This window comes from Arthrobacter sp. 01N444 (genome assembly GCF_056399305.1).
This window is the reverse complement of sequence record NZ_JBFTRB010000005.1, coordinates 257,381-281,084: the sequence shown is the minus strand read 5'-3', so window position 1 is coordinate 281,084 and position 23,704 is coordinate 257,381. Positions and strand designations below refer to the sequence as shown.

The window sequence follows — 23,704 nt, the reverse complement described above, 5'->3', positions numbered from 1 at the left end:
ATCTCCCCGGTCGGGTTCGCCGCGCAGCTGCACGTGGGCCTGGCGATCCACAACTACGGCATCCAGGAATACATGCAGCACTCGGATGCGACCAACGAGGTCTTCGAACAATCCATGACCTTCGTCGACGGCTACCTGCACCCGGGCGACAAGCCCGGCATCGGCGTGGAATTCAACGAAGAAGCCGCCGCCGCGTTCCCCTACCAGCAGGCCTACCTGCCCTACAACCGCCTCGTCGACGGCACCGTCCATGACTGGTAACCCGACCACGACCGGCGAGTCGGGCATGACTGGTGAGCTGAAGTCCGCCGGTCCCGCCCACATTGTCGTCATGGGCGTGACCAGTTGCGGCAAAAGCACCGTAGGCGCGGCCATCGCCGACCGCCTGGGGGCGGAATTCCTCGACGGCGACGCGCTGCACCCGCAGTCCAACATCGACAAGATGGCCTCGGGTACCCCGCTGGACGACGACGACCGGGCACCCTGGCTGGCCGAGGTCGGCAGGCGCTTCGCGGCGTCGGATTCCGGGCTGGTCATCGCGTGCAGCGCGCTCAAGCGTTCCTACCGCGACATCATCCGCAGCGGGGACTCCTCCGTGGTGTTCGTGCACCTGCACGGCACCAGGGAACTGCTCGGCAGCCGCATGGCAGCGCGTCCGGGCCATTTCATGCCGCTCTCGCTGCTGGATTCGCAGCTCGAAACCCTGGAAGAACTCCAAACCGATGAAGCGAGTGTTGTAGTGGATATCGCCACGCCAGTGAACCAGATCGTTAACGACACTGTTGCGGCCCTTGACGGGTTGCAGGGCGGAGCCACCCGGTTCCTGGTGGACCTGAAGGCCGCGCCGTTCAACCTCGACGATGCCGCGATTGCGTGGGTGGAGTCCACCATCGGCTCCATGTCGGACGAGGAAAAGATCGGGCAGCTGTTCATCAACCACAACAACGACTACTCCCCGGAATACCTCGACGGTGTCCTGGAGCAGTATCACGTGGGCGGCATGCGGTACCGGCCGGGGCCGTCGGCCGAGGTGCAGGAGCACATCCGGTACGCGCAGTCCAAGACACGGGTGCCGCTGCTGATCGCATCGAACCCGGAAATGGGCGGCGCCGGCAGTTGCGACGACGGGACGTTCGTCTCGACCCACCTGCAGGCGGGCTCGCACCCGGACAAGGGCATCGCCCGCCAGATGGGGCGCGTTGCCGGGGTGGAGACCGCCGCGCTGGGCTGCAACTGGGCCTTCGCACCGATCGTGGACATCCACTACAACTGGCGCAACACCGTCATCTCCACCCGGGCCTTCGGCAACACCCCGGAAATCGTGGTGGAACGGGCCAAGGAGTACTTCGACGGCATCAGCGAATCGCCCACCGTGTGCGCCATGAAGCACTTCCCCGGTGACGGCCTGGACGAGCGCGACCAGCACGTGGTCACGTCCTACAACACGTTCGGCTACGAGCAGTGGAACGAGACCTACGGGCACGTATACCGGGAGATGATCGGGCACGGCGTGCAGTCCATCATGGTCGGGCACATCGGTGCGCCGGACCTGTCACGGCATTTCCGTCCGGGCCTCGCGGCGGGGGACATCCTGCCTGCGACCCTGGCGCCGGAACTCCTCCAGGACCTGTTGCGCGGCGAGCTCGGCTTCAACGGACTGATCCTCACCGACGCGTCCCAGATGATCGGCCTCACCCAGGCCATGAAGCGCAGCGAGCTGGTCCCGGCCACCATTGCGGCCGGGTGCGACATGTTCCTGTTCTTCCGGAACCCGGCCGAGGACTTCGGGTACATGCTGGACGGCTACAAGTCCGGGGTCATCACCGAAGCGCGGCTGCATGACGCGCTGCGCCGGATCCTGGCCCTCAAGGCCTCGCTCGGACTGCACCTGAAGTCCCGAGGGGCGCTGGTTCCGCCAGCCGAGGCGCTGGCCCGGATCGGCAGCGAAGCGCACCTGGCCATCGCCGCCGAAATTGCGGACAAGACCGTCACCCTGGTGAAGGACACTGCGCAGAACCTGCCCATCACACCGCGGACGCACAAGCGGATCCGGCTGTACGGCATTTCCGGCGGCTCGGACTTCACCATGGCGGATCCCCTGGCCTACCTCGATGTGGTGGCCGAGGAACTGGAGCGGGCTGGTTTTGAGGTGCACCTCTTCAAGACGGCGGCGCAGCGCAAGGCGGCAGGGGAGGAAGGCGTGAACTTCATGTCCGTCATCTCCGAGGAAGCCACCGGGGACTACGCGGACAAATATGACGCCGCGTTCGTGTTTGCCAATGTGAAGGGCTTCGCGCAGGAGGCAGCGATCCGGATCAAGTGGTCCACGCCGATGGCCGCCGAGATCCCCTGGTACACCACCGAGGTCCCCACGGTGTTCGTCTCGCTCAACCAGCCCAACCACCTCATTGACGTGCCGATGGTCAAGACCGCCATCCACGCCCACGCGGGCACGCCGGCAGCCATCCGGGCCGCCATCGAGAAGATCCAGGGCAAGTCGGAGTTCCAGGGCACGTTCAACGAGAACGTCTTCTGCGACTCCTTCGATACCCGGCTCTGAACCGCGCTGCGTTCTTGACCTGACGCGGCGCAAAATACCCTGCGCTACCAGGATTCCCGTAGCGCAGGGTATTTTGCGCCGCGAAAGCCCGAAACCCCCTCCCGCGGCACCCCGCGCAGGCGTAGCGTGGGGCCATGGAGAAGACCGGATGCGCGGTGGTGGGCGGTGGACCTGCGGGGATGATGCTGGGCTTGCTCCTGGCACGGGCCGGGGTGCGGGTGACGGTGTTGGAGAAGCACGCCGATTTTCTGCGCGACTTCCGCGGCGACACGGTGCACCCGTCCACGATCCGGCTCATTGACGAACTCGGACTCGGCCGGGAGTTTCGCCGGTTGCCGCAGAGCCGCCTGAAGAATGTCGTTTTCCCGGTCCCGGGCGGGGCGCCCGTGACCATGGGCGACTTTGACGCCCTGCCGCCGCCGTACAACTACATTGCCATGATGCCGCAATGGGATTTCCTGAGCTTCCTCGCCGAGGCCGCAGCCCAGGAGCCGGGGTTTACGCTGCTCATGAGCCACACCGCCACGGGCTTGGTCCGCAACGGAGGCCGTGTCCGCGGAGTCCGCTTCCGGACCGCCGACGGCACACAGGACGAGCTCCTGGCGGACCTGGTGGTTGCCACGGACGGCCGCCATTCCGTGCTGCGCACCGCGGCCGGGCTGGCGCCAAAGGAGTTCCCGGTGCCCTTCGACACGTGGTGGTTCCGGCTGCCCCGCTATCCCTCCGAAACGGGTGAGGTGGCCGGGCTCGTGCCGGCGTTCGGCCCCGGCGAGGCGCTGCTGGCCCTGTTCCGCAACGACTACTACCAAATGGGCTACCTCGCCGCCAAGGGCGCCGACGCCCGGATCCGCGCGGAAGGCGTCGAGGGCTTCCGAAGGCGGGTGGCGGCCCTCCGCCCGGATCTTGCGGACCGGGTTGACGCCATCGAATCCCTTGATGACCTCCACTGGCTCGACGTGCGGCTGAACCGGCTGCACTCGTGGCACATCAACGGGCTGCTGTTCATCGGGGACGCCGCGCACGCGATGTCCCCGGCCGGCGGCGTCGGAATCAACCTCGCCATCCAGGACGCGGCCGCCGCCGCCGAGTACCTTGCCCCCGCACTGCTCCGGGGCAGGGTGACCACGGCAGACCTGGAGAAAGTCGAGCGGCGGCGCCGGCTGCCCACCGTCATTGTGCAGAGCGTCCAACGGCTCATGCAGAGGGCAGTCTTCGGCCCGATCCTGACCGGGAAGCGGTCGAAGGCTCCGGCCGCGGCATTGTTCTTTGCCCGGCACGTTCCGGTGTTCCGCACCATCATTCCCCGCTTCATCGCCTTTGGCCCGCGCCCCGAGCACGCACCGGCCTTCGCGCGGCGGGCCGAACCCCAGCCGCAGCCCTAACCGATGCGGTTAGCCGTGCGCCGTGAGGTAGCCGATCAGGCCCTTGACGGTAGCCACCGCCGAGTAGTCGCGCTCCGGAATGTCCACGCCGGTGGCCGCGTCGATCGTTTCCACGAGTCGCAGGAAATCAAGCGAATCGAGTTCCAAATCCTGGCGCAGCCGGGCGTTCTCGTCGACGTCGTCGAGTTCGACGTCAGGGGCCACCGCGCCGATCGCGGCGTGCACCGCCGCGCGGGCGTCCTGTTCGTTCATGGTTCCTCCGGTTTCCTGGCTTTGGGTGTCACAGGTGCTCCGGTTCCTGCAACAGCTCGTTGATCCGGGCGAGGTAACGGGCGCCGCGCAGGCCGTCGCTGACCCGGTGGTCCGCGGAGAGCGTAGCGATGGCGGCATGCCGGACCCCAAGGAGCCCGTCCTGGGCCCAGGGCTGTTCCATCACCCGGCCGAAGCCCACCATGGCCACCTGGGGCGGATAGATCACGCCGTAGACACTGTCTACGCCGAGGTCTCCGAGGTTGGTCACGGTCAAGGTTGGATCGGCCATTTCGGCGCGCTGGAGACGCCCCGCACGTGCCCGGCTGACAAGATCCCGCAGCTGCTCCATGAGCACGTCCAGGGGCAGGGTGTCGGCGTCGTGGATTGCCGGGGCCACCAGACCGCCTTGGCGCAGGGCCACCGCGACGCCCAGGTGCACTGCCGCACTGGGACGGAAACCGCCGTCAACGTAGAAGCCGTTGACCTCGGGGACGTCCCGTGCCGCCAGAGCCGCGGCTTTTAGCAGGAGCGCCGACGGCACCAGCCGGCCGGCGACGGGCCGGTGCGCATTGACCGACTGCATCCACCCGACGGCGGTGCGCAGATCCAGCGTGGTGCTGAGGTAGTAGTGCGGGATGGTCTGCTTCGAGCGCGTCATCAGGGCGCCGATGGCCCGACGCAGGCTGGCCACGCGCTCGCGGGCTTCCGACGTCGGCCTCCCTCTAGCTGGTGTCTCCGGCGCTTCCAGTACGGCCGCGACGCGTTCCGGAGCTGGGGGTTCCGTCGCGGATGCAACCCGACCGGGCTCCGGGGGACCCGGCGTTGGAACTCTGGCTGCTGCGCGCTGCACGTCGGCCACCGTCACGGCGCCGTCCGGGCCGGTGCCGGTCACGGTGGAAAGCCCGATCCCGAGTTCCGCGGCGAGCAGCCGCGCCCGCGGCGACGAACGCACCCTGCCCGTCCCGCCGGTCCGGGCCGCCACCGCGTGTTCGACGTCGGCGCGGGTGATGGCCCCGTCCTTGCCGGTGCCCTGGATCCTGCCGGTGTCCACGCCCAGCCGGTGCGCCAGGTGCCGCACGGGAGGGGCGATCGGGGGACCCGCCGTCGGCCCGACCGGCTCAGGGGGCCGCGGCGTGAGAGCAGCGGGTTTCGACGGCGCCCCCGCCGGGGGAGCCGCACGAACTGGAGCCCCGACCTCGGCAGGGGTCTGGGTGATCACGGCCAGCGGGGTTCCCACCGGAACGGTTTCGCCGATGCCCACCAGGAGGTCCGCCACGACGCCTTCCTGGAAGGACTCCACGTCCATGACCGTCTTGTCCGTGTCCACGACCGCCACGAGATCGCCGCGGCGCACATAGTCACCGCGCTTGACCAGCCATTCGACGATCTTGCCGTGCTCCATGTCGGCCCCGAGCGAGGGCATCAGGAAGTCACCCACCGGCGCCTACTGTTGCTTTGGCCGCGGCCACGATCCGTTCCGCGGACGGCAGGGCGGCGAGTTCCAGGTGCTTGGCATAGGGGATCGGCACCTCGGCGCTGCAGACCCTGGCCACCGGCGCATCGAGGTCGAAAAACGCCTGCTCGGTGATCCGCGCACTCACCTCGGCCGACAGGCTGCCGCTGCGCCAGCCTTCATCGACCACGACGGCCCGGTGCGTCCTGGTCACGGAGGAGAGGATGGCGGCGTCGTCGAGCGGGCGGAGCGTGCGCAGGTCCAGGACCTCGGCGTCGATCCCTTCGGCGGCGAGCTGTTCCGCGGCTTCGAGCACCACGGGCAGGGTCCCGCCGTAGGTGATCAGCGAGATGTCGTTGCCGGGGCGCCGGATGGCGGCCGTGCCGATGTCCACCGGGCCGGCGTCGTCGGCCAGTTCCCCGGGGACGTTGTACAGCGAGCCGTGCTCGAAGATCAGCACGGGGTCCGGGTCCTGCAGCGCCGTCCAGAGCATGCCGCGGGCGTCTTCGAGGGTGGCCGGGGCCAGGATCCGCAGCCCCGGGATGTGCGCGTACCAGCCTTCGAGGCTGTGCGAGTGCTGGGCGCCGAGCTGGCGGCCCGCACCGGTGGTCATGCGGATCACGAGCGGGACGTGGAACTGCCCACCGGACATGTGCAGCAAGGTGGCGGCATTATTCACGATCTGGTCGAGCGCCAGGAGGCTGAAGTTGACGGTCATGATTTCCACGATCGGGCGCATGCCGCCCAGGGCCGCACCGATCCCGGCACCGACGAACCCGGATTCCGAGAGCGGGGTGTCGCGGATCCGGTCCGGGCCGAACTCCTCCAGCAGGCCCAGGCTGACCGCGAACGAGCCGCCATAGGCGCCCACGTCCTCCCCCATCAGGAATACGCGTTCGTCGCGGATCATGGCGTCGCGGATGCCCGCCCGTAGCGCCTCTCGGTAGCTCGATTTCATGGCGTGCCTGCGGCCTTCCCGGCAGGCTGCCCGGCTGTGCCCGCGCCGTCTTCGGCGCCGCGCTCGCTGTAGACAAAGCGGGTCAGTTCCTCCACCGGTTCCGGGGTTCCGGCCTCGGCGAACTCGACGGCGGCCGCGATCTCCGCCTGCGCGTCCGCCTGCAGCTGCTCCCACTCGGCGGCCGAGAGGTGGCCCGCGGACTCCAGCGCGGTCCGCAGCAGCGTGATCGGGTCCCGTTCCATCCACCGCGCCACCTCCTCCTTCGTCCGGTAGCGTTCGGGATCGAACATCGAGTGGGCCCGGAAACGGTAGGTCCGCAGCTCCAGGAAGTGCGGACCGCCTCCGGAACGGACGGCGTCCACCGCGCGGCGTGCACCCTCCTCGACGGCCAGGACGTCCATGCCGTCCACGGCCCACGCGGGGATCTCGTAGCCGGCAGCCTTGAGGGCGATGTCCGTCTGCGATTCGGAACGGGCCAGGGCGGTACCCATGGCATAGAGGTTGTTCTCGCAGCAGAACAGCACGGGCAGCTGCCACAGGGCCGCCAGATTCAGGCTCTCGTGGAATGCGCCTTCGGCCACGGCGCCTTCGCCGAAGAAGCACACCGTGACATTGGAGCGCCCCGCCATCTTGTCGGCCAGTGCCAGGCCGACGGCGAGAGGTAGGCCCCCGGCGACTATCGCGTTGCCGCCGAAGAAGCGGGTGGGGGCATCGAACAGGTGCATTGACCCGCCCCGGCCACGGCAGCACCCCTCAACGTAGCCGTACATTTCGGCGAGGATCGCCTCGGCCGAGACGCCCCGCAACAGCGCGTGCCCGTGCTCCCGGTACGTCGCGACGACGGCGTCCTCCGGTCCCAATGACGCCAGGACGCCGGCGGCGACAGCCTCCTCGCCAATGTAGACGTGCAGGAAGCCGCGGATCTTGGCTGCACTGTACAGCTCGACGCATTTCTCTTCGAGCTGGCGGACGCGCAACATCTGCAGCAGCAGGTGCTGGCCGTGGGCCGCGTCCAAAGGGCCTCCGCGTGGGCTCGCTGTACCGGTCATTTCGGTGCCTGTTCGGTGCTGGCCGGCTCTATGCGGGCCGGGTTTGGCGGGACCGGGGGCGTCTCGATGGTGGAGGTGTCGCCCTCGGGCAGGCCGAGCTCGCGGGCCTTGAGCAGTCGCCGGAGGATCTTCCCGCTGCGGGTCTTGGGCAGTGCGGCGGTGAAGTCAAGCAGCCGCGGCGCGACGGCGGGGCCCAGCCGCTTGCGGAAGAAGCCGATGATGTCCAGGGCCAGCTCCCCGGACGGTTCCCAGCCGGTCCGGAGTTCAACGAAGGCCTTGACCACCTCGCCGGCCACCGGGTCCGGGACCCCGATCACGCCGGCCTCGGCGACGGCCGGGTGCTCCATGAGGGAACTCTCCACCTCGAACGGGCCGATCAGGTGCCCCGACGACTTGATGACGTCGTCGCCCCGGCCCACAAACCAGTAGTAGCCGTCGGCGTCGCGTTTGGCGAGATCCCCGGTCAGGTACCAGCCCCCGGCGAAGCAGCGGCGGTAGCGCTCCTCTTCGTGCAGATAGCCGCGGAACATGGAGGGCCAGCCGGGCCGGAGGGCCAGTTCCCCCATGGAGTCGGGGTCCGTGACCAGCACCGCTTCGCCGTCGCGGATGACGGGCTTGCCGTCCGCATCCCGGGCCACGACGGCGGCCTCGACGCCGGGCAATGGACGGCCCATCGAGCCGGGCCGGATCTCGGTGGCGGCGTAGTTCGAGATCATGATGCCGCCTGTTTCGGTCTGCCACCAGTTGTCGTGCACCGGCTGGCCGAAGGCCTCCTGCCCCCACACCACAACCTCCGGGTTGAGCGGCTCGCCGACGCTGGCGACGAAGCGCAAGGCAGAGAGGTCGTGTCCTGCGGCGCGGTCGGCTCCGGCCTTCATGAGCATGCGCAAGGCCGTCGGGGCTGTGTACCAGACCGTGACTCCTTGCTCGGCGAGGATCCGGTACCACCGGTCGGCGTCCATTTCCTCCTCGTCCACGATGGCCGTCACGCCGTGGCTCAGGGGTGCGATCACGCCGTACGAGGTGCCCGTGACCCAGCCCGGGTCGGCCGTGCACCAGTAGACGTCTCCGGGTTGCAGGTCCAGGGCGAAGGTTCCGGTCGCGTGGTGGGCGGTCACGGCGTCGTGCACGTGTATCGCGCCCTTGGGAGTGCCGGTGGTGCCGGACGTGAAGTGCAGCAGGGCCATGTCCTCCGGCTGGGTGGCCGCGATCTCCCCGTCCGGCGGGGCTTGGCGCATGAGGGCGGCCAGGTCGAGGGTTCCGGGCTCGGGATCGCCGTCGGCGTCGATGAGCAGGACGTGGCGCAACTCCGGGAGCTGCCCGCGCAGCTGGACGATCTTCCTGCGGTACAGCGCCCGCGTGGTGACCAGCGCCCGGCCGGAGCCCAGCGTGAGTCGCTGCCGCACCGGCTCGGGACCGAAAGCGGAGAACAGCGGGCAGAACACGCTCGCGTTCTTGAACGTGCCGAGCACCGCGATGTACAGGGCGGGGCCGCGGCCGGTGAGGGAGAAGACCCGTTCCCCGCGGCCGACGCCAAGGCTGCGCAGGACGCCGGCGAAGCGGCTGGTCTGTTCGGCGAGTTCGGCGTAGCTCAAGGAGTGGGTGCTGCCATCGGCCCGGACGAACCGCAAGGCCTCATGTCCTGCCGTGCTGCCAGCCGCGTGCCGGTCCACTGCCTCGTAGGCGATGTTGAGGCCGCGGCCACCGGGGAGTCCGGATAGGGCTCGCCGGGCCTCATCCCAGGTGAAGGCCGCGCACGCCGCGTCATAATCCACCAGGTTCGGCCGGACCCGGAAACTGCCGATGTCTTTGGTGATCGCAGGCCAGCGGATGGATGGTTCGGTTCCTGCCGTCATGGTTCCATCCGACTCCCGTGTGCCGGTGCCGCCCAGAGCAAAAGGTCCCGGACCGACGTGCAAGACCCCGGCTGGGAATCCGCGGCGGACCAGCCACTAAACTGGGAGCCATGACTGCCACCCGTGACTTCGCAGCCGACGCTGCCGCTGCCCGTGCCCGACTGCTGGAACTGATCAAGGAACTGGCCGTAGTCCGCGGCAAGGTCATCCTCTCCAGCGGCGCCGAGGCCGACTACTACATCGACCTGCGCCGCATCACCCTGCACCACGAGGCGTCCAAACTCGTCGGGCAGGTCATGCTCTCGCTGATGGAGGACGCCGGGATCGATTTCGAGTGCGCCGGGGGACTCACCATGGGGGCGGACCCGGTGGGCACGGCCGTCATGCATGCCGCCGTCGACGCCGGCCGCCCGGTGGACGCGTTCGTCGTCCGCAAGGCGCAGAAGTCCTACGGCATGGGACGCCAGGTGGAAGGCCCCTCGGTCGAGGGCCGCAAGGTCCTGGTCCTGGAGGACACCTCAACCACCGGCGGGTCCGCGCTGACCGCCGTCGAAGGCGTCCGCAAGGCCGGCGGCAACGTGGTGGCCGTCGCCGTGATCGTGGACCGCGACACCGGAGCCAAGGAAAAGATCGAGGCCGAAGCCGGCGTTCCGTACCTCTTCGCCTTCGGCAAGGACGAACTGGGCCTCAACTAGCGTTTCTCCCTCAGCTGACGCGGGTGGACGGTGCCTAGGGGGTGACTTATCATTTCTTAAATACCCCCCGTCCGTACCCGCATCTGGAGAAACGCGACATGCTCCCGCCCCCTGAAGACTTGACCGCTGACTCCGTCAACACTGTCGACCAGATCCAGAACCTGATCCTGGACAGCGCGGACTTCGAAGTGTTCCTGAACGAGCTCGCGCGTTTTTCCGCGCACCAGGTGGCCGGCTCCGGCGACGACGCGCTGTGCGGAATCACCCTGCTCCGGGACCGTAAGGCCGCCACGATCGGGTGGAGCAGCGACTCCGCCCGCGAAGTGGACGAGATCCAGTACTCACTGTCCCAGGGCCCCTGCCTGACCGCCGCTAAGGAGGAACGGGAAGTCTACGTCCCGGACCTCTTCGATGAGGACCGCTGGGGCCCTGACTACGCCTCCGCCGTCGCCTCGCACGGCCTGCGCTCGGTGTTGTCGGTGCCTTTCCACCTCCAGGGCGAAGCCCAGGCGGCCCTGAACCTGTACTCCGATGTCCCGCACAAGTTCGACGGCGACGTCGCGGTCCGGGCCCGCGGCTACACCCGTGAAATCTCCCAGGCGCTGCGGCTGGCAGTCCGCTTCTCGCTGCACACGGACAGCGCCACGAACCTGCGCGCCACGCTCGAATCCCGGACCGTGATCGACATGGCCATCGGGATCGTCATGGCCCAAAACCGTTGCGACCAGGAAACCGCGGTCCGGATCCTCACCGATGCCTCCAGCAACGGCAACGTCAAACTCCGCGACATAGCCGCCTCACTGGTGCAATCTGTCGGCGGAACGGCTACCAGGACGCACTACGAAGAGCCGAACCGGCGGCGGGCTGGCTGAACCGGCAGCGGCCTATGACTTGTGTGCGACCACAAGCGCGGATACGCTGAATGAGGTTGAGCCGTCGGCCATAGACATCCTTATTTGGAGTACCTATGGACCAAACACTGCAAGCCCACGTCAAACTCGATGTCGTGTCCGACGTCGTCCGGATTAGTGTCCGGGGGAGCCTCACACAAGCCTCCCGCCCCTCCCTGATGCAAATTATCCAGCGCATCCGCCGCATGGGGATCATCTCGCACATCCGCGTCGACCTCGGCTTGGCCGCATTCGTGGAATCAGCGGCGCTGGCCGGCCTGCGCAACGACCTCAACGCGATCGACGGCGGGGCCTCCGGCTCGGAAGTCGCCGGCATGCCGGCTCCCGGCGGAGTCTCCCTGGAACTGACCGCGCACCGCGACGATTCCGCTGCATTGCCACCTCTGGACATGGCCGGGGAATTTACGGCCTCGATCGATCCCTCAGGCACCCGGAAGCTGAACCGGTTCTCCGACGACGAACTCTTCGCCGCGAGCGACTCTGTGTTCGGCCTTCTCGATGATCCCGCTGACATGGCCCGCTCGGAACTCCTGGCGACCTATGACGAGATCGGCATGGAAATCAGCCGCCGCGAGGTCGGCCGCGAGCCCGAACCCGCGTAGCCGGCGACGGCGCTTCAACGGCGTGCCAACGGCCCCAACCGTGCCAGTGGCGTGCCAGCGGCGCTTCCACGCTGAGCTTCGGGACCGCTGTATGGTCCGGTTTCTCATCCCCGCCGAAGCGTGGATACGGTAGAGATGTGCCGGCCGAGATGGATCCGAACCATCCGCGAGGCCCCGGTGGTTCCGAGGCCCGCATGCTCCGCCGCGCCGTCGAGCTTAAACGGGTTTCCCGGCGATCGTTCCTGATCGGCGCCGGGTCCGCGTCGCTGCTGGCGGCGGACATGCTGTTCACTCAGCGCGTGCAGGCCGAGCGGCATGTCAGCCGGATCCTCGAAGTACCTGATGACGTTGCCGAACGGTATTACCCCCACGCCAGCTGGATCCTGTTCCCCGGCTACAAAACGAGCTGGGAAGAAGCCCTGTGGATCCTGAACGCGCTGCGCGGCTCCCTGAACAAGAGGGGCCAGCTCGCCGCCGTCGGGTATTCCAACGAAGGCCTGGACATTGACGAGGTGGTCATCGCCGTGATCGAGCACGTCCGCGCCCACAATCTCACCACCCTCTACTTCTACGGCCATAGTTTTGGCGGCATGGTGGCAACGCAGGTGGCCGCCCGGCTGCGCGAACTGCACGGCGTCGAAGTGGCGTTCATCCTGCTCGACTCCAGCCCGGCGAGCCGGCACGACGTGCTGGACCAGAGCTGGTTCGAGGGTGTGGTGATGCTCTACGAAAGCGGGTTCCGCTTCCCCACAGTGCTGCGCGGCGGCTATGAGCTCGGCGAGAGGATGCTGCACAAGAATGAACGCAGTTGGGGTCAGGTGGTGGACCAGACACTGGAACAGCTGTCCCCGATCGCGCCGTCCAGCGTGCTGATCCAGTCCGAATCCGCCTATATCTTCCACTTTGAGGCCAGCCGTTTCGTCGGGAAGCTGGGCGAAACGAAGATGGCGTTCATCGGCAACCCCCGGGACAAGACGGTGGATTACGAGACCGCCCGGGACACCTGGTCACTGTCCTTCAAAACCAACATGGTCTCGGATGACCTGCGCACCGACGGGGCGAGGCCGGAGCACGCGAGCCCTGGCTGGAGCCCGTTCATCTACCGGCCCATCATCGAAAAACTCCAGGACGACCTCTTCCCGCTGCCGGGCGGCGGCGGGAAGAAGACCGCGTTCTGAGGTATCGCGTTCTGGGGTGTTGCTCAGATCTGGTTCTTGAGGTCCGCCACGGAATTCAGGATCTGGTTCGGCCGGAACGGATACGCGGCGATATCGTCCCGGTGGGTGATGCCGCTGAGCACCAGCACCGTGTGCAGGCCCGCCTCCATGCCGGCGATGATGTCGGTGTCCATGCGGTCGCCGATCATGGCCGTGGTTTCCGAGTGCGCGTCGATCTGGTTCATCGCCGACCGGAACATCATCGGGTTGGGCTTGCCCACAATGTACGGTTCGCGCCCCGTGGCCTTGGTGATGAGGGCGGCGATGGCCCCGGTGGCAGGCATGGGTCCGTCCTTCGAGGGCCCGGTGGCGTCCGGGTTGGTGGCGATGAAACGCGCGCCGGCGAGGATCAGGCGGATGGCCATGGTGATGGCTTCAAACGAATAGGTGCGGGTCTCGCCGAGCACCACGAAGTCGGGGTTCTGGTCGGTGAGGATGAAGCCGGCCTCGTGGAGCGCCGTCGTGAGTCCTGCTTCGCCGATCGTGTAGGCGCGGTTCCCCGACTCCGAACCGCGGACCTGGTCCTTGAGGAACTGGGCCGTGGCCAGGGCCGAGGTCCAGATGTTCTCCTCCGGGATTTCCAGCCCGGAAGAGCTCAGCCGGGCCGCGAGGTCCCGGGGCGTGAAGATCGAGTTGTTGGTCAGCACGAGGAACCGCTTGGAGGTGTCCACCCAGCGCTGGATCAGCTCCGCCGCGCCCGGGATGGGCTGGTTCTCGTGGACCAGCACGCCGTCCATGTCCGTGAGCCAGCACTCGATTTCCTGGCCGCTGCGGTACATCGAGGCGTACGAACGGCCCTCGTCTGAATCGGTACCATGCTCTTCGCGCTGATCTGCCATGCTGTCCTCCGCCTAAGTGTGCCGCTTCCTGTCACCCAGTCTAATGTTGAGGCGTGACTGAACCCGAGATCCCCGCCCCGTCCCTCCCCGCCGCAGAGGAAGGGCCGGAACCGAAGGCGGAGGTCGGCGTCGGACCCTGGGAAGGCGAAGTTCCCCAGGGCGGGCACTGGGACCCGGACCTGCTGGCGGACGGCGACCGGCGCAACGTGGTGGACAAATACCGCTACTGGAAGCACGAGGCGATCGTGGCCGACCTGGACTCCAAGCGGCACAACTTCCACATCGCGATCGAGAACTGGCAGCACGACCTCAACATCGGCACCGTGGTCCGGACCGCCAACGCGTTCCTCGCCAAGGAAGTCCACATCATCGGACGACGCCGGTGGAACCGCCGCGGGGCCATGGTCACCGACCGCTACCAGCACGTCCGCCACCACCCCACCGTTGAGGACTTCGTGGCCTGGGCACAGGGGGAGGGGCTGGCGGTCATCGGGATCGACATCTTCCCGGACTCGGTGCCGCTGGAGACCTACGAACTGCCCAAGGACTGCGTCCTGGTCTTCGGCCAGGAAGGCCCGGGCCTGACCCCTGAAGTCCACGAAGCGGCGCTGGACACCCTGTCGATCGAACAGTTCGGCTCCACCCGTTCCATCAACGCAGCCTCCGCCGCCGCGATCGCGATGCACGCCTGGATCCGCCGCCACGTGTTCGGCCAGCTCCCGGGCTAAAGCCACTCTTAGGCGTCCGTGGCCCCGGGGGTTCCGTACCGACAAGCGAGCCGTTGACGTGGGTCGCAAACCAGCAGACGCTGTCGGTGCGAGGCGAACGTGCGAGGAGAAGGATGTGGACGATAACCAAGGACATCACCGTTGCGCGTCGGATGAGGCCGTCCCGTTCGGCAGGGGAGCGGAAACCCGGTGAGCGGGTTTGTGGACAGCGTCCTGAATGTAGACCCGCTGCTGGCCCTGATCATCGTGGGCCTGCTGGTCTTCGCCGAGGACGCCCTCTTCGTCGGCTTCGTTGTCCCCGGGGAGACCGCCGCGGTTCTGGGCGGGGTCGTGGCCAGCCGCGGGGTCCTGCCCTTGTGGTCCGTGATGGTCGTGGTCGTGCTGGCCGCAATCATCGGGGACTCAGCCGGATACGAGGTCGGTAAACACCTGGGACCGAGACTTCTGAGTCTGAAAGTCATGAACAGGCGTCTGGCCAGATTTGAAAAGGCCCAGGAATTCCTGCGCCTCCGAGGCGGTTCGGCGGTGTTCCTAGGCCGGTTTGTGGCATTTTTCCGCGCCGTCATGCCCGCACTGGCCGGCAGTTCACGGATGCCCTACCTGAAGTTTCTGGCCTTCAACGCCGCCGGCGGCCTGGTGTGGGGTACAGGATTTGTCCTGCTCGGTTACCTGGCCGGGAACTCCTACGAAGCGGCGGCCACATCTGCCGGACGCGGCGTCACCGCGGCGGTCGCGGTAGTCGTCGTGGCAGCCGTCATCACGTTGCGGATCCGGAAAGCCCGCGCCACGCGTAAAGCCAGAGCCACGCGTACCGCCAGCGCCCGGCGCAACGCCGGCGGCGGGGCCGGCGCCGGCCAGTCCGGCGGCAGGCCGGAACCGTGACCGAAGCGCCCGGCCGCGAGTGTTACAGGGGCCACGTGACCGGAGACACGGCCCCGGCGCAGGAATGGCTAGGATGGTTCCTAGCCGACGAGGTTCCCTCCAGGATCACCAGCCCGTAGACGAAATTCACATTAGGAGTCAGCATGCCCATTGCAACCCCAGAGATCTACTCCGAGATGATCGACCGTGCCAAGACGGGCGGCTTCGCCTTCCCGGCGGTCAACGTCACGTCCTCCCAGACCCTGAACGCCGCCCTGCGCGGCTTCGCCGAGGCCGAGTCCGACGGCATCGTCCAGGTCTCCACCGGCGGCGCGGCTTACTGGTCCGGCGCCGCCACCAAGGACATGGTTGCCGGCTCCCTCGGCTTTGCCGCGTTCGCCCGCGAAGTCGCGAAGAACTACGGCGTGAACGTCGCCCTGCACACGGACCACTGCCCCAAGGACAAGCTGGACGGCTTTGTGCTCCCGCTGCTCGCCGCCTCCGAGGCCGAGGTCAAGGCAGGCCGCAACCCCCTCTTCAACTCGCACATGTGGGACGGCTCCGCCGAGACCCTGCAGGAAAACCTGCGGATCGCCCGTGAACTGCTCGCGCGCACCGCCGCCGCCAAGATGATCCTCGAGGTCGAGATCGGCACCGTGGGCGGCGAGGAAGACGGCGTCGAGAACGCCATCAACGACAAGCTCTACACCACGGTCGAGGACGCCCTGGCCACCATCGACGCGCTCGGTTCCGGCGAAAACGGCCGCTACATCACGGCGCTGACCTTCGGCAACGTGCACGGCGTCTACAAGCCGGGCGGCGTCAAGCTCCGCCCCGAGATCCTCAAGGACATCCAGGAGCAGGTCGGCGCCAAGATCGGTAAGGCCAACCCGTTCGACCTCGTGTTCCACGGCGGCTCCGGCTCCTCGGACAAGGAAATCGCGGACGCCGTCTCCTACGGCGTCATCAAGATGAACATCGACACCGACACCCAGTACGCCTACACCCGCCCCGTGGTGGACCACATGTTCCGCAACTACGACGGCGTGCTGAAGGTCGACGGCGAGGTCGGCAACAAGAAGCTCTACGATCCCCGTGTCTGGGGCGCTTCGGCGGAGGCCGGCCTGGCCGCCCGCGTGGTCGAGGCCGCCCAGCAGCTGGGCTCCACCGGCAAGACCTTCTAGCCATGTCCGACGAGTTCCGGAAAAACCTGATGGGTCCCGAGCCCACGCTCCTGCCTGCCGAGAGCGAGATCTACCAACATCTCGCGCTCGGCCAGGAAGCCGTGGACCTCGTGGCGAAGCACCCCACCTCCTCGCTCCTGTGGGCCATCCTCGCCGAGGAGGCCTGGAACGAGGGCCGCACCATCGATTCCTACGCGTACTCGCGGGTCGGCTACCACCGCGGCCTGGATTCGCTGCGCCGCAACGGGTGGCGCGGCGTCGGGCCGATCCCGTGGGAGCACGAACCCAACCGCGGCTTCCTGCGCTCCCTCTACTCGCTTGGCCGTGCGTCCGCGGCGATCGGCGAGCCCGAGGAGCCGGAGCGGATCGAAAAGTTCCTGAAGGATTCCGATCCCGGCGCGAAGGCGGCCATCGAAGCCGAGGGCTGAGGCGCCGCCAAACGACGCAACGCGGGGTCACTTACGGTCCATCCCACCACGGTGGATGGGCCGTAAGTGACCCCGCGTTGCGGTTTAAGCGGCGGATTAACGTGTTAACGCGTTAACGTGCGACGGCGGGCTCCCACCTTGAGGTGGGAGCCCGCCGTCGTTTGTGCGTGCGTGGGTCAGCTTGCCTTGGCCAGGCCCGTGCGGGCCATGGCGTCCGCGTAGGCGGTGTGCATCTCTGCCAGGTACTCTTCCTGCCGGGCCGGGGTGCCGGCGAACGCCCGGCCGCTGAGCGAGCGGACCTTGTAGGTCTTCAGGCCGCGGCGCCAGATCATGGGCACTTCGGTCTTGAGCAGCAGGTTGGCCAGGCGGTTGGCCTCGGTGCCGTGGGCGACGATCACGGAGGCGCGGGGAACGAGGGCCAGGAACTTCAGCAGCGGCTTCAGGCCCGCGGAAATCTGGTCCGGCGTGAACTTGCCGTTCGGCTCGCCGGGGACGTGCCACGGGTGGACGTTCCAGGGCATGACGAATTCGGGGCGCAGGCCGAGTTTCCACTGGATGCCCAGCATGCGGGTGGCGGCTTCGTCGTCGCCGGCGGTGATGAAGCCTGACGCGTCAGCGGTGCCGATGTTGGAGTACAGGCTGATGATCCGGCACTCGTCGACGTCGTGCATGGGGTCCACGTAGGGGACAGCGGTGCCAGCTTTGGTTGCCTGGAGGACGTCAAGGAGCTCGTTGACGGGGGCGACGTTAGGTTCGTACCGGCGGCTCAGAAGCTCTTCGCGGAAATTTTCGGTGGCCAGGGCTGTCATATGTTGCTGGGTCTCCTGCGGGATTGGCAAAGCTGCCACACCGGATGCAGGCGCGCCGAATACGGGCATGCGGAGCAATGGTGTGGTTTGAAAATGTGGTGTGGACCGATTCCTGGTCGATCCTTATCAGTCTATCAAGCCCCGCGAAATGCGGCGCCGGGCCGGACCCCGCCGGCCCGGTGCTGCTACCAGAGCCGCTGGGTGGCGCGGCGTGCGCCTTCGCCGAGGGCCTCCAGCTTGGCGTACGCGATTTGGGGATGCACCCTGCCGCCCAGGCCGCAATCGGTGGACGCAATCACGTTTTCACGTCCCACGAGCTCGGCGAAGCGCACGATCCGGTCGGCCACGAGATCCGGATGCTCCACGACGTTGGTGGCGTGTGAGACGACGCCGGGGATGATGACCTTCCCCTCGGGAAGCTTCGCATCCTCCCAGACGCGCCATTCGTGCTCGTGCCGGACGTTGGCCGCCTCGAAGGAGTAGCCGCCGGCATTGACCTGCAGGACTGAGTCGACGATGTCCGCGAACGGGATGTCCGTGGTGTGCGGGCCGTGCCAGGAACCCCAGCAGACATGCAGCCGGATCTGCTCCTGGGGAAGACCGCGCAGCGCCCAGTTCGTTGCTTCGACCCGGAGTTGGATGAACTTCAGGTAGTCCGCCAGGCTCGGCTCGGGGTTGATCTGGTCCCAGCTCTCGGCCAGGGAGGGGTCGTCGAGCTGGACTGTCAGGCCGGCGTCGATGATGGCCTTGTATTCCTCGCGCATCGCGTCGGCGCAGGCGTAGAGGAGTTCCTCGTCGCTGCCGTAGTAATCGTTGGCCACCCGGGCGCACGAACCGGGCGAGAGGGAAGCGATGAACCCCTCGGCGAGCCCGGCCGCGGCCAGTCCGGTCTTGAGGTTGGCAACGTCCGAGGCCACGAGCTCCTGGCCCGTGTACGTCAGTGGCCCGGCGACCTTGGGCTGCGTGACGGCCTTGCGGTGGGCCAGGATCCCGGAGGAGGGGTCGTTGTAGGCGTCATCGAACTTCTGCCGGTCCCGGCGGTCCGGGAAGGAGGTCAGGACGATGTGGCCGGGCGAGGAGCGGTGCACCGTGGCGTCGGCCCAGCGGTCCACGTCGGTCGGTTCCAGGCCGCCGAGCCGTGAGAAGGAGTAATTCCACCAGGCGCCGTAGTCCACGGAGCTGGACATCGTGTGCCCGTACTCGCCGTCATTGGGGATGTCGATGCCCAGCTCCTTCTGGCGCTGGACGACGTCCACTACCGAGGTTTCGAGCAGGTCCAGGAATTCGGGCGTGATGCCGTCGGTTTCCTTGGCCTCGTTTGCGGCGATCAGCTCCGGCGTGCGGGGCAATGAGCCGGCATGGGTCACACGGATGTGGTCAGTGGTCCGGGGCATGGCGCGGATTCCTTTCGGCCGCTCGGGATTCTCACTCCCACTCAATTCCACCTCGCGCCGTCCCGCAAGTGGTGCCCGCTATGTGTCGGGCCTGAGCTGGTGGATGAGGCAGCTACGACGAACGCCAGGAAAAAAGAACGGCGCGTCCGCCGCGGCGGACGCGAGGCCCCCCTCGCGGAAGCCGCCCTGGCGTTCACCACCTAGGCGGCGCGTCCAAGCAAGGACCCAAAGCGATGCCGGGCACCGATTTCGGCTAAACTTGGGTGGTAAGAGCCCCGGAACTCTGGCGTTGGATACGAACACAGCGATAGATTCGGGGCATTCTCATGAACGGCGCTGAACTGCGGTGACCGCCTGGTCACTAAACGCAGTTCGGCCCGAACGAATGGGGGAGGATCCCATGCCAGCAATCGTGATCGTCGGAGCCCAATGGGGCGACGAAGGCAAAGGTAAGGCCACTGACCTGCTTGGCGGCCGCGTCGACTATGTCGTCAAGCCCAACGGCGGCAACAACGCCGGGCACACCGTCGTCGTAGGCGGTGAGAAGTATGAGCTCAAGCTCCTTCCGGCCGGCATCCTGAGCCCGAACGCGATTCCGATCATCGGCAACGGCTGCGTGGTGAACCTGGAAGCCCTGTTCCAGGAGATCGACGGACTGGAGGCCCGCGGCGCGGACACCTCCAAGCTGCGCGTCTCCGCCAACGCGCACCTCGTGGCGCCCTACCACCAGGTCCTGGACAAGGTCACCGAGCGGTTCCTCGGCAGCCGCGCCATCGGCACCACCGGCCGCGGGATCGGCCCGGCCTACATGGACAAGGTGGCCCGCCTCGGCATCCGCGTCCAGGACGTCTTTGACGCCTCGATCCTGCGCCAGAAGGTAGAGGGTTCGCTGCGCCAGAAGAACGAGCTCCTGGTCAAGGTCTACAACCGCCGGGACATCGAGGTGGACGAGATCGTGGAGTACTTCCTGTCCTTCGCCGAGCGCCTCCGCCCGCTGGTCATCGACAGCACCTACGTCCTGAACACCGCCCTGGACGAGGGCAAGGTGGTCCTCATGGAGGGCGGCCAGGCCACCTTCCTGGACGTTGACCACGGCACCTACCCCTTCGTGACGTCCTCGAACCCGACCGCGGGCGGCGCCTCCGTGGGCTCCGGCATCGGCCCCACCCGGATCTCGCGTTCCATCGGCATCATCAAGGCCTACACCACCCGCGTGGGCGCAGGGCCGTTCCCGACGGAACTGTTCGATGAGATGGGCATGTACCTGCAGAAGACCGGCGGCGAGTTCGGCGTCAACACCGGCCGTCCCCGCCGCTGCGGCTGGTACGACGCCGTGCTGGCACGCCACGCCTCCCGCGTCAACGGCTTCACGGACTACTTCGTCACCAAGCTGGACGTGCTGACGGGCATCGAACAGATCCCGGTCTGCGTGGCCTACGACGTCGACGGCGTGCGGCACGACGAAATGCCCATGACCCAGACCGAGTTCCACCACGCCAAGCCGATCTTCGAATACTTCGAAGGCTGGACCGAGGACATCACCGGCGCCCGTACCCTGGAGGACCTGCCGGAGAACGCCCGGAACTACGTCCTGGCCCTGGAAAAGCTCTCCGGCACGCGGTTCTCCGCGATCGGCGTCGGCCCGGACCGCGACCAGACGATCGTGGTCAACGACCTCATCAACGACTGACACTGGCCGGCACCGACTGACGTGTCACCAACCGGCGTACGACGGCGGCGGGTCGCCCTTGCAGGGGCGGGCCGCCGCCGTCGCGGTTAAGGCCGCAGCCGTCGCAGTTAAGGCAGCAGTCACGCCTGGCGCAGGCGGGACCACAACGGTCCTAAGCGGGGTCTTCCGCGGATGTGAACCGCAGCGAGAGCCAGTTCTCCCGGCACGCCCTGGCGGCCGCCTCGGCGTCGCCAAGGCGGGCGAGCCGGATGATTTCAGCGTGCTGAGCCACCGATTCCCGGGCGGCAAAGGAGCCGAAACGCATCCGCTCCACCCGGCGCAGGACGGGGGTGGTTTGTTCCAGGAGTTCCCGGAGCACCGGGTTGCCGCTGACCGTGACAAAGACGGCGTGGAAATCGTCATCGGCCCGCAGTGCCGACTCGACCTCCGCCGCCTGCAGGGCCTGTTCGAAGCGCGCGTTGGCCCCGGCCATGGCGGCGAGGTGCTCCTCCGCCAGGAGCGGGACCGCCAGGCGTGCGGCCAGCTCGTGCAGTCCCGCCACCACCTGCTGCGTGCTGAGCGTCGACGCCGGGTCGCAGGGGGCCACGATGGTCGCCTTGCCCGGCAGCGCAACCACCAGGCCGGCGCGTTCCAGCCGCAGCAGCGCCTCGCGGATGGGTGTCCGGCTCACGCCGAGCCACGCTTCCAGTTCGGCGTCCTTCAGCCGTTCGCCGGGCTCGAAGGTGCCGTCGACGATCGCGTTACGGATCGATTCAAAGACGTTGTCCCGCAGCAGCGGCCGCTTGTGGACTCCGGCGAGCGAGGGTACGGGCATGCAACATATCGTATATCCCTCTTGCCCTTCCGGAGCCCGTATCCGACAATGCAATATATTGCATATTTGCTGTGACCGTTTCCCACCGCGAGCGAAGGACCGACGATGGCCATCACCGATTTCGAACGCTACCCCCTGACGTTTGGCCCGAGCCCCATCCATCCGCTGCCGCGGCTCAGCGCACACCTGGGCGGGGCGCAGATCTGGGCGAAACGCGAGGACGTCAACAGCGGCCTCGCGTTTGGCGGCAACAAGACGCGCAAGCTGGAGTACTTCGTCCCGGAGGCCTTGGCCCAGGGTGCGGACACCCTCGTCTCGATTGGCGGCTACCAGTCCAACCACACCCGCCAGGTCGCGGCGGTGGCCGCGAAGCTCGGTCTCAAAGCACGCCTGGTCCAGGAAAACTGGGTCGACTGGCCCGATCCGTTGTCCGACCGGGTAGGCAACATCCTGCTCTCGCGGATCATGGGCGCCGACGTGCGGCTGGACAGTGCGGGCTTCGACATCGGCATCCGCAGCAGCTGGGAAACCGCCATCGAAGAGGTCAAGGCCGCCGGCGGCAAGCCCTACGCGATCCCGGCCGGCGGGTCAGACCACAGGCTGGGCGGTCTGGGCTTCGCCAACTGGGCCTACGAGGTGGAAGAGCAGGAGCGCGAGCTCGGCATCTTTTTCGACACGATTGTCGTCTGCACCGTCACGGGCTCCACCCACGCCGGGATGATCGCAGGTTTTGCCGGCCAGGACAAACCGCGCCGCGTGATCGGCATCGACGCGTCGGCAACCCTGGCGAAGACCCGTGACCAGGTGGAACGCATCGCCCGGAACACCGCCGAGCTGATCGGCCTGGGCAGGGAACTCCGGGACGAGGAAATCAACGTCATGGAGGGCTGGGCCGGGGACCTCTATGGGATTCCCGTCGATTCCACCCTGGAGGCCATCCGCCTGGGCGCCTCGCTCGAGGCCATGATCACCGACCCCGTCTACGAGGGCAAGTCCCTAGCCGGGCTAATCGACCTTGTGAAAAGCCGGGAAATTCCGGCCGGCAGCAATGTCCTCTACGCCCACCTCGGCGGCCAGGTCGCCCTGAATGCCTACAGCGGGCTCTTCCGGTCCTGACGCGGCGTCGTCGTTAAGCTCCTGCGGCGACGGGTTCCCTGGCGGGGGCCCACCGTCGTCGTTAAGCCCCTGCAGCGCCGGCTCAAAAAAGAAATCAAGAAATTTCCGATTGGTGCGTAACCTTTCGGGCCCGCCCAGCGATTACTCCTTTGTAAGCGCCGCCGGAGTCTTGGACCCCCCACCAGACACCGGCTGGCCTTCCACCGTAAGTGCCGGCCGGCGCCTGCCCCCATGGGCGCCGGCCAGCCTTTTCTGGCGAGAGCGGGCTGTCAACTGCCCCCATGAGGCCTCAGCCCGCCTTCAAACCAAAAAAACAAAGGATGTACGTCTGTAATGAAGAGTGTTAGCAAGACCACCAAGATCGCTGTCGGCGCCGCCATTCTGGCAGTCGGAGGTTTCTCCGGCATCGGACTGGCCAATGCCGCTCAGATGTCCGGCACCGAGCAGGCTGAAGTGAGCCACGCTACGCCCGCCACGCCGGCTGTCCCGGCCACGCCTACGCTCCCGGCAAAGCCGGCCGTCCCCGCAGTTCCGGCCGCGCCGTCGACTGACGGCAAGGCCAAGGGCGACGCCGAAGCCGACGTGGACGGCACCGAGGGTGCCGTCGACGGTTCCGCCGACGCAAAGGACGGAGCCACCGTCAAGGGCGACGCCAGCGTCAAGGGTGCTGCCGGCGAGGCACGCGCCAACGCCAACATCCACGCCGCAGTTCCGGCCACCCCGGCGACACCGGCCGTCCCCGGTGCCAAGGGCGTTCCGGCAACCCCCGCTATTCCGGCAACCCCGGCTGTTCCGGCCCAGCCGTCGGTCGAGCTGCCCCAGCACGACAAGTAAATTTCGGCTGTTTAGCCTGGACCCGGCACGGGTCTGAAAGCAAGGAGGTAGCCCTCACTTTGGAGGGCTCCG

23 protein-coding genes are annotated in these 23,704 nt (G+C 67.3%); 14 read left to right on the top strand and 9 right to left on the bottom strand.

The annotated features are described in order from the left end of the window. The 3 genes from AC1DKN_RS08970 to AC1DKN_RS08960 form a co-directional block, all read left to right on the top strand. Positions 1-261 (top strand): enolase C-terminal domain-like protein (locus AC1DKN_RS08970; RefSeq protein WP_476871058.1); only part of this gene is annotated, 261 nt, incomplete at its 5' end. Positions 262-286: 25 nt separating this feature from the next. Then, the gene (locus AC1DKN_RS08965) at positions 287-2,560 is read left to right on the top strand and encodes a gluconokinase, GntK/IdnK-type (RefSeq protein WP_476871064.1); all 2,274 of its coding nucleotides are present in this window, start codon (positions 287-289) and stop codon (positions 2,558-2,560) included. A 134-nt stretch (positions 2,561-2,694) separates the two neighbouring features. Continuing rightward, a complete protein-coding gene (locus tag AC1DKN_RS08960) occupies positions 2,695-3,942 on the top strand; it encodes an FAD-dependent oxidoreductase (RefSeq protein WP_476860024.1) in 1,248 nt (415 codons plus the stop codon). Between the two features lie 9 nt (positions 3,943-3,951). On the opposite strand, the gene AC1DKN_RS08955 is transcribed toward AC1DKN_RS08960, so the two are convergent. Genes AC1DKN_RS08955 through acsA form a run of 5 tightly spaced genes read right to left on the bottom strand, consistent with a single transcriptional unit; the run spans position 3,952 to position 9,510 of the window. Further along, positions 3,952-4,194, bottom strand: a complete 243-nt coding sequence (locus AC1DKN_RS08955; protein WP_476850481.1) for an acyl carrier protein — start codon at positions 4,192-4,194, stop codon at positions 3,952-3,954. Between the two features lie 28 nt (positions 4,195-4,222). Beyond that, entirely contained in the window at positions 4,223-5,632 is a 1,410-nt protein-coding gene (locus AC1DKN_RS08950) for a 2-oxo acid dehydrogenase subunit E2 (protein ID WP_476871057.1), read from the bottom strand. After that, positions 5,625-6,605, bottom strand: coding sequence for an alpha-ketoacid dehydrogenase subunit beta (locus tag AC1DKN_RS08945; RefSeq protein WP_476871056.1), 981 nt, complete (start codon positions 6,603-6,605; stop codon positions 5,625-5,627). The genes AC1DKN_RS08950 and AC1DKN_RS08945 overlap by 8 nt, the downstream gene beginning before the upstream one ends. After that, positions 6,602-7,654, bottom strand: a complete 1,053-nt coding sequence (gene pdhA / locus AC1DKN_RS08940; RefSeq protein ID WP_476871055.1) for a pyruvate dehydrogenase (acetyl-transferring) E1 component subunit alpha — start codon at positions 7,652-7,654, stop codon at positions 6,602-6,604. Before pdhA ends, AC1DKN_RS08945 begins: the two co-directional genes overlap by 4 nt. Continuing rightward, on the bottom strand, positions 7,651-9,510 hold the full coding sequence (gene acsA / locus AC1DKN_RS08935) for an acetate--CoA ligase (protein ID WP_476871054.1): 1,860 nt from the start codon (positions 9,508-9,510) through the stop codon (positions 7,651-7,653). Before acsA ends, pdhA begins: the two co-directional genes overlap by 4 nt. A 110-nt stretch (positions 9,511-9,620) precedes the next feature. On the opposite strand from acsA, the gene pyrE reads away from it, so the two are divergent. The 4 genes from pyrE to AC1DKN_RS08915 all read left to right on the top strand — a co-directional run bounded on the left by pyrE (position 9,621) and on the right by AC1DKN_RS08915 (position 12,896). Further along, positions 9,621-10,205 (top strand): orotate phosphoribosyltransferase, encoded by a 585-nt coding sequence (gene pyrE / locus AC1DKN_RS08930; RefSeq protein WP_277528120.1) that lies wholly within the window; start codon positions 9,621-9,623, stop codon positions 10,203-10,205. Positions 10,206-10,303: 98 nt separating this feature from the next. After that, positions 10,304-11,077, top strand: coding sequence for a GAF and ANTAR domain-containing protein (locus AC1DKN_RS08925; protein WP_476871053.1), 774 nt, complete (start codon positions 10,304-10,306; stop codon positions 11,075-11,077). A gap of 95 nt (positions 11,078-11,172) precedes the next feature. After that, positions 11,173-11,718 (top strand): hypothetical protein, encoded by a 546-nt coding sequence (locus tag AC1DKN_RS08920; protein ID WP_223914539.1) that lies wholly within the window; start codon positions 11,173-11,175, stop codon positions 11,716-11,718. Between the two features lie 149 nt (positions 11,719-11,867). Further along, on the top strand, positions 11,868-12,896 hold the full coding sequence (locus tag AC1DKN_RS08915) for a thioesterase domain-containing protein (protein ID WP_476871063.1): 1,029 nt from the start codon (positions 11,868-11,870) through the stop codon (positions 12,894-12,896). Between the two features lie 23 nt (positions 12,897-12,919). On the opposite strand, the gene AC1DKN_RS08910 is transcribed toward AC1DKN_RS08915, so the two are convergent. Then, positions 12,920-13,774 carry an HAD-IIA family hydrolase gene (locus AC1DKN_RS08910; protein ID WP_476850487.1) on the bottom strand — a complete coding sequence of 285 codons (855 nt, stop codon included), beginning with the start codon at positions 13,772-13,774 and terminating at the stop codon, positions 12,920-12,922. Positions 13,775-13,827: 53 nt separating this feature from the next. On the opposite strand from AC1DKN_RS08910, the gene AC1DKN_RS08905 reads away from it, so the two are divergent. The 4 genes from AC1DKN_RS08905 (at position 13,828) to AC1DKN_RS08890 (ending at position 16,975) form a co-directional block, all read left to right on the top strand. Then, on the top strand, positions 13,828-14,502 hold the full coding sequence (locus AC1DKN_RS08905; RefSeq protein WP_476871052.1) for a TrmH family RNA methyltransferase: 675 nt from the start codon (positions 13,828-13,830) through the stop codon (positions 14,500-14,502). Between the two features lie 189 nt (positions 14,503-14,691). Then, positions 14,692-15,384 carry a DedA family protein gene (locus AC1DKN_RS08900; protein ID WP_476871051.1) on the top strand — a complete coding sequence of 231 codons (693 nt, stop codon included), beginning with the start codon at positions 14,692-14,694 and terminating at the stop codon, positions 15,382-15,384. 143 nt (positions 15,385-15,527) lie between these two features. Then, entirely contained in the window at positions 15,528-16,547 is a 1,020-nt protein-coding gene (gene fbaA, locus AC1DKN_RS08895) for a class II fructose-bisphosphate aldolase (RefSeq protein WP_476871050.1), read from the top strand. Positions 16,548-16,549: 2 nt separating this feature from the next. Then, the gene (locus AC1DKN_RS08890; protein ID WP_476850490.1) at positions 16,550-16,975 is read left to right on the top strand and encodes a DUF3151 domain-containing protein; all 426 of its coding nucleotides are present in this window, start codon (positions 16,550-16,552) and stop codon (positions 16,973-16,975) included. A gap of 176 nt (positions 16,976-17,151) precedes the next feature. Here the strand turns inward: AC1DKN_RS08890 and AC1DKN_RS08885 are convergent, their stop codons facing one another. Both AC1DKN_RS08885 and AC1DKN_RS08880 read right to left on the bottom strand, forming a co-directional pair. After that, on the bottom strand, positions 17,152-17,784 hold the full coding sequence (locus AC1DKN_RS08885) for a uracil-DNA glycosylase family protein (protein ID WP_028277428.1): 633 nt from the start codon (positions 17,782-17,784) through the stop codon (positions 17,152-17,154). A 185-nt stretch (positions 17,785-17,969) separates the two neighbouring features. Further along, positions 17,970-19,178 carry a cobalamin-independent methionine synthase II family protein gene (locus AC1DKN_RS08880; protein WP_476857648.1) on the bottom strand — a complete coding sequence of 403 codons (1,209 nt, stop codon included), beginning with the start codon at positions 19,176-19,178 and terminating at the stop codon, positions 17,970-17,972. Between the two features lie 400 nt (positions 19,179-19,578). On the opposite strand from AC1DKN_RS08880, the gene AC1DKN_RS08875 reads away from it, so the two are divergent. Beyond that, positions 19,579-20,868: an adenylosuccinate synthase gene (locus AC1DKN_RS08875; RefSeq protein WP_018776133.1), complete on the top strand. Its 1,290-nt coding sequence runs from the start codon at positions 19,579-19,581 to the stop codon at positions 20,866-20,868. Between the two features lie 151 nt (positions 20,869-21,019). Here the strand turns inward: AC1DKN_RS08875 and AC1DKN_RS08870 are convergent, their stop codons facing one another. Further along, a complete protein-coding gene (locus AC1DKN_RS08870; protein ID WP_230009254.1) occupies positions 21,020-21,682 on the bottom strand; it encodes a GntR family transcriptional regulator in 663 nt (220 codons plus the stop codon). A 105-nt stretch (positions 21,683-21,787) separates the two neighbouring features. Here AC1DKN_RS08870 and AC1DKN_RS08865 point away from each other — a divergent pair, with 105 nt between their 5' ends. Further along, positions 21,788-22,798 (top strand): 1-aminocyclopropane-1-carboxylate deaminase, encoded by a 1,011-nt coding sequence (locus AC1DKN_RS08865; protein WP_476857650.1) that lies wholly within the window; start codon positions 21,788-21,790, stop codon positions 22,796-22,798. Between the two features lie 333 nt (positions 22,799-23,131). Continuing rightward, positions 23,132-23,632 carry a hypothetical protein gene (locus tag AC1DKN_RS08860; RefSeq protein WP_476871049.1) on the top strand — a complete coding sequence of 167 codons (501 nt, stop codon included), beginning with the start codon at positions 23,132-23,134 and terminating at the stop codon, positions 23,630-23,632. The last annotated feature ends 72 nt before the right edge of the window (positions 23,633-23,704 follow it).

Excerpts from the sequence above, each read along its gene's own strand:
- AC1DKN_RS08965 (WP_476871064.1), top strand. The coding sequence starts at position 287 with ATGACTGGTGAGCTGAAGTCCGCCGGTCCCGCCCACATTGTCGTCATG.
- AC1DKN_RS08960 (WP_476860024.1), top strand. The coding sequence starts at position 2,695 with ATGGAGAAGACCGGATGCGCGGTGGTGGGCGGTGGACCTGCGGGGATG.
- AC1DKN_RS08955 (WP_476850481.1), bottom strand. The coding sequence starts at position 4,194 with ATGAACGAACAGGACGCCCGCGCGGCGGTGCACGCCGCGATCGGCGCG.
- AC1DKN_RS08945 (WP_476871056.1), bottom strand. The coding sequence starts at position 6,605 with ATGAAATCGAGCTACCGAGAGGCGCTACGGGCGGGCATCCGCGACGCC.
- pdhA (WP_476871055.1), bottom strand. The coding sequence starts at position 7,654 with ATGACCGGTACAGCGAGCCCACGCGGAGGCCCTTTGGACGCGGCCCAC.
- acsA (WP_476871054.1), bottom strand. The coding sequence starts at position 9,510 with ATGACGGCAGGAACCGAACCATCCATCCGCTGGCCTGCGATCACCAAA.
- pyrE (WP_277528120.1), top strand. The coding sequence starts at position 9,621 with ATGACTGCCACCCGTGACTTCGCAGCCGACGCTGCCGCTGCCCGTGCC.
- AC1DKN_RS08925 (WP_476871053.1), top strand. The coding sequence starts at position 10,304 with ATGCTCCCGCCCCCTGAAGACTTGACCGCTGACTCCGTCAACACTGTC.
- AC1DKN_RS08920 (WP_223914539.1), top strand. The coding sequence starts at position 11,173 with ATGGACCAAACACTGCAAGCCCACGTCAAACTCGATGTCGTGTCCGAC.
- AC1DKN_RS08915 (WP_476871063.1), top strand. The coding sequence starts at position 11,868 with ATGGATCCGAACCATCCGCGAGGCCCCGGTGGTTCCGAGGCCCGCATG.
- AC1DKN_RS08910 (WP_476850487.1), bottom strand. The coding sequence starts at position 13,774 with ATGGCAGATCAGCGCGAAGAGCATGGTACCGATTCAGACGAGGGCCGT.
- fbaA (WP_476871050.1), top strand. The coding sequence starts at position 15,528 with ATGCCCATTGCAACCCCAGAGATCTACTCCGAGATGATCGACCGTGCC.
- AC1DKN_RS08890 (WP_476850490.1), top strand. The coding sequence starts at position 16,550 with ATGTCCGACGAGTTCCGGAAAAACCTGATGGGTCCCGAGCCCACGCTC.
- AC1DKN_RS08885 (WP_028277428.1), bottom strand. The coding sequence starts at position 17,784 with ATGACAGCCCTGGCCACCGAAAATTTCCGCGAAGAGCTTCTGAGCCGC.
- AC1DKN_RS08880 (WP_476857648.1), bottom strand. The coding sequence starts at position 19,178 with ATGCCCCGGACCACTGACCACATCCGTGTGACCCATGCCGGCTCATTG.
- AC1DKN_RS08875 (WP_018776133.1), top strand. The coding sequence starts at position 19,579 with ATGCCAGCAATCGTGATCGTCGGAGCCCAATGGGGCGACGAAGGCAAA.
- AC1DKN_RS08870 (WP_230009254.1), bottom strand. The coding sequence starts at position 21,682 with ATGCCCGTACCCTCGCTCGCCGGAGTCCACAAGCGGCCGCTGCTGCGG.
- AC1DKN_RS08865 (WP_476857650.1), top strand. The coding sequence starts at position 21,788 with ATGGCCATCACCGATTTCGAACGCTACCCCCTGACGTTTGGCCCGAGC.
- AC1DKN_RS08860 (WP_476871049.1), top strand. The coding sequence starts at position 23,132 with ATGAAGAGTGTTAGCAAGACCACCAAGATCGCTGTCGGCGCCGCCATT.